7 protein-coding genes are annotated in these 11,343 nt (G+C 70.4%); 4 read left to right on the top strand and 3 right to left on the bottom strand.

The genetic code is table 11. From position 1 onward, the window contains the following. A partial coding sequence (locus tag G4D86_RS27720) for a serine/threonine protein kinase (protein ID WP_240360507.1) occupies window positions 1–2,933 on the bottom strand: 2,933 nt, incomplete at its 3' end. A 372-nt stretch (window positions 2,934–3,305) separates the two neighbouring features. Between G4D86_RS27720 and G4D86_RS27715 the strand changes: the two genes are divergently transcribed. Beyond that, the gene (locus tag G4D86_RS27715) at window positions 3,306–4,223 is read left to right on the top strand and encodes a sigma-70 family RNA polymerase sigma factor (RefSeq protein WP_163997068.1); all 918 of its coding nucleotides are present in this window, start codon (window positions 3,306–3,308) and stop codon (window positions 4,221–4,223) included. On the opposite strand, the gene G4D86_RS27710 is transcribed toward G4D86_RS27715, so the two are convergent. Then, on the bottom strand, window positions 4,220–5,275 hold the full coding sequence (locus G4D86_RS27710) for an ADYC domain-containing protein (RefSeq protein WP_163997067.1): 1,056 nt from the start codon (window positions 5,273–5,275) through the stop codon (window positions 4,220–4,222). The two genes, G4D86_RS27715 and G4D86_RS27710, sit on opposite strands and share 4 nt — an antisense overlap. A 329-nt stretch (window positions 5,276–5,604) precedes the next feature. Here G4D86_RS27710 and G4D86_RS27705 point away from each other — a divergent pair, with 329 nt between their 5' ends. Together G4D86_RS27705 and G4D86_RS27700 are read left to right on the top strand one after the other, a co-directional pair. Then, entirely contained in the window at window positions 5,605–9,087 is a 3,483-nt protein-coding gene (locus G4D86_RS27705; protein WP_205519768.1) for a CHAT domain-containing tetratricopeptide repeat protein, read from the top strand. A gap of 192 nt (window positions 9,088–9,279) precedes the next feature. Further along, complete coding sequence (locus G4D86_RS27700; protein ID WP_163997066.1) at window positions 9,280–10,233, top strand: hypothetical protein; 954 nt, start codon at window positions 9,280–9,282, stop codon at window positions 10,231–10,233. Window positions 10,234–10,335: 102 nt separating this feature from the next. Here G4D86_RS27700 and G4D86_RS27695 read toward each other — a convergent pair whose 3' ends face one another. Continuing rightward, window positions 10,336–11,094 (bottom strand): arylamine N-acetyltransferase family protein, encoded by a 759-nt coding sequence (locus G4D86_RS27695; RefSeq protein ID WP_163997065.1) that lies wholly within the window; start codon window positions 11,092–11,094, stop codon window positions 10,336–10,338. Here G4D86_RS27695 and G4D86_RS53895 point away from each other — a divergent pair. After that, window positions 11,093–11,343 (top strand): lysoplasmalogenase family protein (locus tag G4D86_RS53895; protein WP_275899153.1); only part of this gene is annotated, 251 nt, incomplete at its 3' end. The genes G4D86_RS27695 and G4D86_RS53895 overlap by 2 nt on opposite strands.

Raw genomic sequence — 11,343 nt, 5'->3', positions numbered from 1 at the left:
TTGAGGCAGGAGCGATGAATCGGCGGGCTGTATGTGAATCTCCGCACGTCCTCCGGCTCGGCGCTGCCCAGGAGGAAGCAGCCCCGAGGGATGTAGACATAGCCCTCGGGCACCGCGGTGGGGAGCGAGAGGTGGACCGTCTCGCGGGCACCGTGCGTGAGGAGCAAGGGCTGCTCCACCGGAACACGACCTGGATGCGTGACGCGGAGCACATAGGAGCCCTCGGGAAGGAGGAGGCGGGCGATGGGTGTCGGGCCCGGTGAGCCGAGCCCTGGAACGCGCTCACGTCGGAGCCTCCCCTCCTTCTGGGTGTAGCGCTCGAGCTCGACCTGTGCGCCGGAAGGGGCGGTCACCAGCGCGAGCTCGGCAGGCGCCTGGAGCCGCTGCAGCCACTCCTCGCCCTCCTTGGAGGCATCCACCTCCTGCTCCAGGCGCCGCACCCACTCGTCACGCTCGCGGCGCTGGTGAAAATGCTCGGCGAGGAGGACACGCGCATGGAGCACCTCCGCGGTGAGCCGGCGTGTGTCCGCGTGGTGGCGATCCCGGTCCAACGCCCTTTCGAGGGCCCGGCTGGCGCGGGTGTAGCTGTCTCCGGCCTGGTCTCGCAGGGCGAGCGTCTCGGTCCATTTCTCCTCGGCGGCCTTCCTGAGGCCCGTGGATTCCTGCAGGCTCGCGCGGCCCTCGGACGGCGGCGCCCGGCCATCGAACAGCGCCAGCGCCTCCTCGCGGAGAGCGCCGGCCCGCTGGGCCAGAGCACGTCCCTCTGCGAGCGCTTGCCGCGCGGTGACGAGCTCGGCGGCGATGAAGCGCGCGTTCCCGAGATACGCCTGCAGCCGATATGCGCCATAGGAGGCGAGGACGACGAGCGCGAAGACGAGCACCGCGAGCCGACGCCCCCAGCGCTCGCGTGCCACTGCGCGGCGCGAAGCGAGGAGAAAGGCCCGCTCGCGCGCCCCCAGGGTGGACACGTCGAGCGGGCGCACCTCGTCGAGCTGCCGCTGTCCCCAGAGGGCCTCGCGGGCACGCAGGAGGCGCTCCCACTCGGCACTGGCCACCTCGACCCGCTTGCGCAGGACGCGATGGCCGATGTCGTCATCCAGCCAGTCGCGGAGCGTGCCCCAGCTCTGGATGAGCGACTCGTGGGCAATCTCCCAGCGCGGTTGTCCGCCCACGGTGCGCGTGTGCAGCAACCGGCCGTCGACGAGCGCGCGAAGGGCGGCGCGGGAGGCCCCATCCGAGGCCTCGGTGAGCTCATCCTCGCCGCGCTCGATGCGCGTGCCCTCCGCCGTCACGAGCCGAAGCAGGAGTCGCCGCGCCGCCACGTGCTCCGCCGGACTCAGGCGCGCGAGCACCCCATCCGCATGCCGGGACAGTGCTCCGGCCACCCCGCCCATCGCGTCGAGCGCCTCGCGGGTGATGCGGCCCTCCGCAGGGTTGCGCCGCTCCCACAGCTCCGCGAGCGCGAACTGGAGCAGCGGCAGGCTGCCCACGCCGTGGGCCGTGGAGTCGACCAGCGTCTGGAGGAGCTCACCGGACTCGAAGACCACGCCCCGGCTGCGCGCGGGGCCGACGATGGCCTCACGCACGCCTTCCGCCGACAAGGGGCGGAGGATGTAGAGCCCTCGCTCCGCTTCGTCGCCTAGTCCGGGCAGCGCGCACAGGCGCGTCAGGAAGTCGCCGCGCGCCGCCAGCAGCACGTGGACTCCCGCCGACGGCAGGGCGAGCTCTCCGAGGAGCCGGGCGAAGTGCGCCGCCTGGCCCGGCTCGGAGAGGGTGAGGAGCTCCTCGAGCTGGTCGATGAAGAGCAGCAGGCCCCGCCCTCGCGAGTGCGCCTCGCGCAGCGCCTGCCCGAGCCAGGCTGGCCTGCCCGCGAGCGCGGTGACGAGCTCCGCCTCCCTGCGTCCGAGCACGGGCGCGAGCGCGGCGGCCAGGGCCTCGAGCGGGCGGTGACCGGGCCACAGCGAGAGGGTGACCTGCTCACGGCCCTCGTCCAGGGCGCCCGCGGCCACGCGGGGCAGCACGCCCGCGCGGCACAGCGACGACTTGCCGGCCCCGGAGTCTCCGGCCACGAGGACCAGGGGTCGGGAGCGGAGGCGCTCCAGCACGGCGCCGATGTCTGCCTCGCGTCCGAAGAAGAGCGACCGGTGCTCGGCCTCGAAGGGCTCCAGGCCCCGGTAGGGATTGCCGACGCTCAGCGGCGCGGGTGCGCAGAGGCGCTCGAGCCGCTCCAAGGCCTCGCAGAGGGCCTCGGCCGAGACGAAGCGCTCCAGTGGATTGGCCGCGAGGCACCGGGTGATGAGCGCGGCGAAGTCCGGGTCGATATCCGGCCCGAGCGCGGCGCGAGGGGGCGCCTCCGACCCGGCAGGCGCGCGACGGGGGACCTCGCCCGTGCACAGCTCGTGGAGGATGAGGCCCAGGGCGTAGATGTCGCTTCGAGGCGTCGCCGGAGCACCCGCGAGCAGCTCGGGCGCCATGTAGGGCACCGTGCCGGCGACGAAGCGCGAGCCAGACGCCGGGGCCGCTTCCGCCTCGAAGCGCTCGGCCAGGCCGAAGTCGAGCAGCTTCACCTCCCCTTCCCGGGTGACCAGGGCGTTGGAGGGTTTGAGGTCGCGGTGGAGCACGCCCTGGCGATGCGCCGCCGAGAGCCCGCGGGCCAGGCCGACGCCCAGGGAAAGGACGCGGCGCCACGGCACCGGCAGGGGCAATTCCGCGAGGCTCTGGCCGACGACGTACTCGGAGACGATGTACGGGCGGCCGTCCACCTCTCCCACGCTGAAGACATTGACGATGTTGGCGTGTTGCACGCGCGCGAGGGCCCGGGCCTCGGTCGCGAAGTTCTCACGGACCCAGGCGTCGGGCTGGCTCGCGGCCATGAACTTCACCGCCACGCGCCGATCCAACGAGGTGTCGTGCGCCAGGAAGACGACGCCCATGCCCCCACGGCCGATGGGCCCTTCGAGGCGGAACTCGTCAAACGCGTCGGGAGGTGTCCAGGACAGCCCCGGCTCCCGCGAGGCGGCATCCGACTCGGGGGCTGCCGCGACTGCGTCCCCCGTGTGTTGGATTCCGGGCGTAAAGGTGACCAGGAGGGTCCGGCATTCATTGCACCCGGCCGCGTGCCGATGGACGCGGCAAAGCTCCTCGTCCGGCAGCCGGCCCTCCAGGAGGTCTACCAGGACCTCGTCCGACAGGCAGCTGGAGGTGGGCGGACACATGGGGTGGGGAGTGTTCACGTGGGCGATGGGTAGTTGCTATTCAATGGCACTCATTGGAGCGTTGGACGAGCCCCGTAGTATTGGATCCACATGGAACAGGTCCCCGAGCTGGTCGCAACGTTTCTCGCGCATACCTCGACGCGCTTCGCGCCTCCCACGGCGGCGGAGGCCGCGGCGCTCGACGCGCTGCTGCGCCGTGCCTGGGAGGAGTCTCGCGCGCAGTGGCCCACCGTGACGCTCCCCGTCACGCAGTTCGTGCGTCACCTCGCCGAGCGGCTGCCCAAGGTGAGTCCCGACAGCCCCATCGCGCCGCTCCTCGAAAGTCTGTCCCTGGCGGATCTCTACCTTGCATGTGCATGTCTTCAGGGCATGGCCTCCGCCCATGAGGCTTTCGAGCGGAACTACCTGGCCAGACTGCCAGTGAAGCTGCGGAGTCTCAGACAACCCGACGCGATGATTGACGACGTGTGCCAGATAACGCGAGTCAAGCTTCTGGTCGCCACGCCCGAGAGCCCTCCCAGGATTGGGGACTACACGGGGAAGGGCGCGCTGCTCAGCTGGGTGGTCGTCACCGCCGGGCGCATCGCCAGCAAGCTGCGAGCCGCTGAGAAGCCCGCGCCGGATGACAGCTCGGAAGAGCTGCTCCAGGTGCTGCCGGGGCAGGGAATCGACCCGGAGCTGGATGTGATGAAGCGACGCCATCACGAAGCGTTCCGGCAGGCCGTGCGCGAAGCCGCCTCCACACTGTCGGCCCACGACCGTCACCTGCTGCGCCTCCACTTCGCCAACCAGCTCACGACGTACGAGCTGGGCTCGCTCTTTCGCGTCAATCAATCGACTGTCTCTCGCTGGCTGAAGAGTGCTCGGCAGCGCGTCTATGAGGAGACCCGGAGCCGCCTGCAGGAGCGGCTGATGCTCTCCACCCCGGGCTTCAAGAGCTTCCTGGCGTTCATCGGCAGCCAGCTGGACCTGAACATCAGCCAGATATTGGAGGAGAAGGGCGGCTAGCGCTTCGGGGCCGCATACGTCAGGTTTCGCAGCAGCGCGGTCTCTGGACGCACGTCAGCGCGGCGCACCGTGCAGCGCTCCCCCGCGCCCAGCTCGACCGCAGCGCCTGTCTGGAACCGGTTGGGACACTCCTGGAGGATGGTCTCCACCGCGCGGCCGTCACGGGTGCGAGCCAGGCAGGTGGCCCCATCGGGTGCCCACGCCGCCTCGAACGAGGCCTTCGCGGGGTCCCACTCCCCCCGCTCGACCATGCCGAAGCGGTCGTAGAGGTCGATGATGGTGTTCTGGTGCGTGTGGCTCTGGCCATTGCCGCAATAGTCCGCGCGCGCCATGCGGGTGCAGGCCTGATGCAAATCGGCCAGCGACCTTCCGTCGCGGCGGGCCCAGGGCTTGTAGCCCCAGGTGATGCACTTGGTGATGGCGCCGTTCTCACAGGCGAAGGTGAGCTTGCCCGGGGCCTCCTGGTGGGCGCCGCTCGCGTCCCAGACCCCGCTCACCGCGAGGGCGCGGGGGTCGGGCACGAGGTCCAGGGCGACACAGGGGTTCTCCCACTCCTGGGCCACCCCGTTCCAGGCCTCGATGCGGTAGAAGACCACGCCGGAGTCCTCGGGAGAGGGCTCTGCGCCGCAGATGGCCACCTCCACGGGCTTGCCGTCGCTGGAGGTACCCTGGAGCACGGTGCCAACGACGCCGCCGGTGGCCGCCCCTGCATCCGGGCCGCACGAGGCCACCAGGTGCCCGCCGTCGAGCCGCAGGGCCTTCACCCCATCCACCGCCTGCCGCAGGGGCGCGAGGTCGGCCGAGACGAGCACGCTGCTGCGCTCCGGTGCCACCTTCTCGGTGTTCCAGTCCCGCTTGGTGCCCCACAGCATCGTTCCCTGGGGCCTGCCATTGCGGTGGGCGGACTGGGACTGGCACCGGCGCGCATAGCGCTCGGCGGCGGACAGCACGACCGCGGAAGTGGAAGGCGAGGGCTTCGGGGCGGCGGGAGCGGTGGCCCAGGCCGCCGCGGGGAGCTGAAGGAACAGGCAGACGAGCAGGGACTTCTTCATCGCTTTCTCTCCGGTGGGTTCACCGGGCCGGACAGGTGACCCGTAACGGTAGAGAGCCAGGGAGGGGGCGAATCATGCACGGAATTCGTCGGGCGCCTCACCGGCGGCGCAGGTCGCGGATTCCCTGCATGGTTTTCCACCTCAGTGGCTCCTTCCCTACGTGGAGCGGGCACCGGGTATTCCATCACCCGCTCCAGGAACGGAAACGTATGATCTGCTACCTCGACTCTCTCGGTCTTCACGCCCTGCTCGACCTGCTGCGTGCAAGGCTGATGGCGAGCCAGGACCGCAACCCGACACGCGAGTCCTGAGCCCAAGACGTGGGGACAATGAAACGCATATCCGGATGGATGACGGTGGTCATGCTCTGCTTCGCGCCAGGAGCGGCGATAGCGGAGGAGTCGAGGGATGCGAAGCTGCTGGAAGCGCAGGCAGCTTTTGACGAGGCGACGCAGCTCAAGGATGCAGGTCATTACTCCGAGGCCATTGCACGGGCTCAGCATGCGCTCGCGCTGAGGGAGGCCGCGCTCGGGGGCATGCATCCAGACGTCGCCAACTGTTTGAATCAGGTGGGTGACCTGTATCGGCGGCAAGGGGACCTGGAACACGCAGAGCCCCTGCTTCAACGCGCGCTCGCCATCCGGGAGGCGCCCCCCGGTGCTCCCCCCCTCGACGTCGCCCAGACACTCAACGACCTGGCGAACCTCTATTGGATGCAGGGGTTGTACGACCGGGCCGAGTCCCTCCACCAGCGCGCGCTCACCCTCCGGGAAGCGGCCGTCGGCAAGAACCACCCCCTCGTTGCTGACTCGCTCAACAACCTCGCCGTCCTCTACAAGGACCAGGGGTTGTACGACCGGGCCGAGCCCCTTCAACTGCGTGCGCTCGCCATCCGGGAGGCGGCTCTCGGCAAGAACCACCTCCGCGTCGCCATGTCGCTTGGAAACCTCGCCAACCTCTACGCGGACCAGGGACTGTACGACCGGGCCGAGCCCCTCCAACTGCGTGCGCTCGCCATCGATGAAGCGGCCCTCGGCGACAACCACCCCGACGTCGCCACCGACCTCAACAACCTCGCCTACCTCTACAAGGACCAGGGGTTGTACGACCGGGCCGAGCCCCTCCACCAGCGCGCGCTCGCCATCCGGGAAGCGGCCCTCGGCGACAACCACCTCGACGTCGCCCAATCGCTCAACAATCTCGCCAACCTCTACGTGAACCAGGGACTGTACGACCGGGCCGAGCCCCTCCACCAGCGCGCGCTCGCCATCCAGGAAGCGGCCCTCGGCGACAACCACCCCTTCGTCGCCAACTCGCTCGACAACCTCGCCAACCTCTACGCGGACCAGGGGTTGTATGGCCGGGCCGAGCCCCTCCACCAGCGCGCGCTCGCCATCCGGGAGGCGGCCCTCGGAAACAACCACCCCTCCGTCGCCCAGTCGCTCAACAACCTCGCCATCCTCTACGTGGGCCAGGGGTTGTATGGCCGGGCCGAGCCCCTCTACCAGCGCGCGCTCGCCATCCTGGAAGCGGCCCACGGTAACAACCACCCCCTCGTCGCCAGCGCGCTCGACAACCTCGCCATCCTCTACAAGGACCAGGGGTTGTATGACCGGGCCGAGCCCCTCCACCAGCGCGCGCTCGCCATCCGGGAGGCGCTCCTCGGCGACAACCACCCGGAAGTCGCCCAGTCGCTCGACAACCTCGCCAACCTCTACATGGACCGGGGGTTGTATGGCCGGGCCGAGCCCCTCTTGCAGCGCGCGCTCGCCATCCAGGAAGCGGCCCTCGGCGACAACCACCCCTTCGTCGCCATCTCGCTCGCCAGTCTCGCCAAGGTCTACGTGGACCGGGGGTTGTATGGCCGGGCCGAGCCTCTCTTGCAGCGCGCGCTCGCCATTCAGGAAGCGGCCCTCGGCGACAACCACCCCTTCGTCGCCCAGACGCTCAACCACCTCGCCCTGCTCCACCTGGCCCAGCATCGCCTCGACAGCGCCCTGCCGTTCTACACACGGGCCTTCGCCATTACCGAGCTGCGCCTGCGCCAGGAGGCGCTCGACTTCTCCGAGTCGCGGCTGGCCAGCTTCCTCCAATATCTGCGCGCGGACGAGCAGGTCCTCTATGCCCTGCTGCGCGCCCATGCCGAGGATGCCCGCATCCGGCGCCTGGCCCTCAGCGCGGTGCTCCTGCACAAGGGCCGGTCCGTCGAGGAGACAGCTGACATCTCCCGCACCGTCTTCCGGAGCCTGGGGGCAGCGGACCGCGACACCTTCGAGCGGCTGCGTGGACTGCGCACCCAGCGGGCCACCCTCTCACTGGCGGGCCCCGGCGCGCTCCCCCCGAAGGACTACCAACAGCGCCTCAAGAAGCTCGCCGACGAGGGCGATGCGCTCGAAGCCGACCTCGCCAGGCGCTCCGCGCCCCTGCGCGCGCTCACCGCGCTGCCCTCCCCCGCCGACATCGTCGACCGGGTCGCCGCCTCCCTTCCCCGGGATGGTGCCCTCGTCGAGCTCATCGCCTATGTGGACAACCCCCTCGTCCCCAAACCCGGCACGTCACGCGCAAAGCTTCGGGGCGAGCTTCGCTACCTGGCACTGGCGCTCTTCCCCGATGGTTCAACCCGGGCCCTGGACCTGGGCCCCGCGGCCCCCATCGACCGTGCCGCCACGCGCCTGCGTGACGCACTCGCACGCCGCGACGCTCGATTCCAGACCTCGGCTCGAGCCCTCTACCGGCTCGCCTTCCAACCCCTGCTTCCGCTGCTGGGCGGCACCCGTCGCATTCTCCTCTCTCCCGATAGCCAGCTGGGCATCGTCCCCTTTGCCGCGCTCCATGATGGCCGCCAGTTCCTGCTCGACTCCTTCGACTTCACCTACCTCACCTCCGGAAAGGACCTGCTTCCGCGTTCCCAGGACGGTCTCCCCTCGTCTTCCGTCGTCGTCCTCGCCGACCCGGACTTCCATGCGGCACCTGGAACCGCGCCACAGGCCTCCGGCAATACCTCCACGCCGGCCGAGCGCTCCGCCTTCCTCGAGCGCTTCTTCTCGACGGCGCGCGCGGCGGACCTCGCCGCCACCCCCTGGGCGCCACTGCCGGGCACCCGCCAGGAGGCCAAGGCCATCCAGCGCCTGCTGCCCCGGGCCCGGCTCTTCCTGGGCAACGAGGCCACCAAGGAGCGGCTGTTACAGCTCCCCACCCCCGGCATCCTCCATCTGGCCACCCACGGCTTCTTCCTCGAGGACGCTCCCGTGCCCAGGGGCTCCAGAGCCGTCGTCAATTTTGGCGCGCTGGGCGACGAGGCCCTCGCAGCACGTCCCCCCGACCCGTTGCTGCGCTCGGGGCTGATTCTCGCGGGCGCGGGCGCTGGGGCGCCCAACGCCGTGGACGCGACCCGGGCTCCGGCCGACAACGCGCTGGTGACGGCGCTGGAGCTGGCGGGCCTGGACCTGTGGGGGACCCAATTGGTGGTCCTGTCCGCGTGCGACACCGGACGAGGCGACGTCAAGCTGGGCCAGGGCGTGTACGGGCTGCACCGGGCCTTCCTCGTGGCGGGTGCGGAGACAGTCGTGATGAGCCTGTGGAAGGTGAGCGACGCGAAGACCGGTGCGCTCATGGAGGCCTATTACCGGAACCTGCTCGCGGGGCAGGGCCGGGCCACGGCCCTGCGCGAGGCGATGCGCGAATTGCGCCTGACCCAGGCCCATCCCCACTACTGGGCCCCCTTCATCTCGGTGGGCAGCGACGCGCCCCTTCGCGCGCTGGCGCCGCTCCCGTCTCAGGCACCTGGCTCGAAGCCCGCGGAGGCTCGATGAGGAGGAACCGCTCGGCGTGGCCGCCTGACCTGGGGCCAACGGTTCGAGCCCCGGGCTGAGACGGCCTGACGAAGTGATCCAACACGTCGAGCCGTCCCTGGCGTATCCTGGGACATTCCCGCCACTCCGGGGTCCCGCCGAAGAGCGCCATCGCGAGGAGCGGGCGCGGACGGCGTCCCCTGAAAGACCCACATGCGCGCAGCCGCCGCCCCGACCCTCTTCACGCTCGAGAGCCAACCCTCCTGGGGTCGCGCGACCCTGCTGGACGACAAGGATGGCAAGCTCATCCTCTTCTTCGAGCACGGCGGGCGGCGCGTCTTCGTCAAGTCACAGGTGAAGGGACTCCAGGCCGCCGAGCTGAGCGAGGACGAGGCCCGGACGGTGGACGCCCGGCTGCGCGGGAAGAACCCGCAGGGCGGCGCGGCGAAGAAGCCCACCAAGCCGAAGGTGGCGCGCGCCCTCGTCGCGGCCTTCCCCTCCTTCGATGCCCAGGTGCGCTGGTTCGAGACCCTCTTCCCCGGCGGCTTCGAGGGCGAGAAGTTCGTCGCCGAGGAGCGAGGCGCCCCCGAGACCAAGGGCAAGAAGGGGTACAAGACCGCGGCCATCAAGCTCGCCCAGGCGCAGCTGTCGCCCGAGCGGCTGGCGAGCGCCACGCCGGAGGAGACCTTCGAGGCCTCCAAGAAGCTGCTGGGCTTCACGAACCTCGTGTTCCCCATCGAAGGCCCCATCCCCTTCGGCTCCATGAAGGAGGAGGACCGGGCCGGCTTCGTGACGGCGCTGGGCGAGGTGCTGCACGGCACGGGCGAGTACGGGCCGCGCTTCGAGAAGTTCGCGAGCTCGGTCCACCTCCGGGACGCGACGGGCCAGGGCCGCAAGGTCACCTGGCCCCTGGCCACGCTGCTGCAGTCGCTCTACGCCCCCGCGCAGCACACCTTCGTGAAGCCCACTGCCTTCGAGCAGCAGGCGCTCGTCCTGAACCTCACGGCGGACAAGCACGCGTCCGTCACCGGCCCCAACTACGAGCGCTTCCTGGACGTGGCGCGAAAGACGTCGGAGCGGCTGGTGGCCGCGGGGCACACGCCTCGGGACCTGATGGATGTCTATTCGTTCATCTGGCGCACCCACAAAGAGAAGCCCACCGCGTAGCCGCGGAGTCGTGTCCTCGCGAGCCTCGAGGGCCGCGGCACCCGAGAGCCCCGACGGGTTCGAATCCCGTCGGGGACAACATGGGAAGCCCAGCCACGCGCGTCACCTGTCGGCGGGCAGGGTGATTCCGAAGTGCGTCTCGAGCGCCTTGTGCCAGGCGGCCGCGTCCGCGAGCGGCTCCTCGTGGCGCACGCCGTTGCGGGTGGTGAGGAGCCCGTCATCCTTGAGGGTGATGCGCCCGTCCGGAGTGACGCGAGTGCACACGCGGCGCTGCGTGAAGTGCGACTGGGGCGACGTCTGGGTGTAGTGGCTCATCTCCGCGAAGTCCCCGAGCTGGCGCGGCGTGAGGGAGACGGCGTACTCCGCCTCCCAGCCGCCCGTGGGAGACTCGCTCCAGACGACGAGCTCCCCTCCGGCCTCCGTGAGCCGGAAGCCGCGCCCGGCCTGCACCTGGACGCCCCGCTCGTCGAGGCGCAGCGGCTCCAGGAAGCAGTCCCCGAAGCCGACGTCGGCCAGCCAGCGGCCCGAGGCGTCCTCCACCAGGATGGCCACATGGGCGAAGTCGGGCCCGTAGGTGCTCGCGTCCGGCTGCGTGGCCACGCGCGCGGACAGCAGCGTCACACCGTAGCCGAGCGTCCGCAGCAGGCGCGCGAAGAGGCCGTTGAGCTCGTAGCAGATGCCGCCCCGCCGCTGGACGACGACCTTGTCGAAGAAGGCCTCCTCGTCCAACTGGAAGAGCCGCTTCCGGTGGATGTCCAGGTTCTCGAAGGGGACGGTCTGGAGGTGGGCGTGGTGGAGCGCCGCGAGCGGCATGCCCGCGGTCGCCCCGAAACGCCCCAGGTAACTCTTGGCGTCGAACATGGCGCCTGTTCTATCGCGGTCGGGCCGGCGGAGCCATGCGCCCTCCAACGGGAGCGCACCGCTCCACTCCATCAGCGCGTGGGCGGGGGGCCCGTCACCGTGGGCGGAGCGCGCAGGAAGTCCCAGGGTGGGGAGCCCGGTGCTGGCGCGGCGAGCGCAGTGGATTGCGCTCGCGGGCGCGCTGATGTTCGCCGCCAGTGATGGGCTGCTCGCCGTGAAGCACTTCGTGCGCCCACTGCCCGGCGCGAG

The organism is Pyxidicoccus caerfyrddinensis (assembly GCF_010894405.1).
Lineage (GTDB): Bacteria > Myxococcota > Myxococcia > Myxococcales > Myxococcaceae > Myxococcus > Myxococcus caerfyrddinensis.
The sequence above is the reverse complement of the archived record's forward strand: the minus strand, read 5'-3'. Positions and strand labels throughout refer to the sequence as shown.

Coding starts and splice junctions, on each gene's coding strand:
- G4D86_RS27695 (WP_163997065.1), bottom strand. CDS start 11,094: ATGTTCGACGCCAAGAGTTACCTGGGGCGTTTCGGGGCGACCGCGGGC.
- G4D86_RS27715 (WP_163997068.1), top strand. CDS start 3,306: ATGGAACAGGTCCCCGAGCTGGTCGCAACGTTTCTCGCGCATACCTCG.
- G4D86_RS27700 (WP_163997066.1), top strand. CDS start 9,280: ATGCGCGCAGCCGCCGCCCCGACCCTCTTCACGCTCGAGAGCCAACCC.
- G4D86_RS27705 (WP_205519768.1), top strand. CDS start 5,605: ATGAAACGCATATCCGGATGGATGACGGTGGTCATGCTCTGCTTCGCG.
- G4D86_RS27710 (WP_163997067.1), bottom strand. CDS start 5,275: ATGAAGAAGTCCCTGCTCGTCTGCCTGTTCCTTCAGCTCCCCGCGGCG.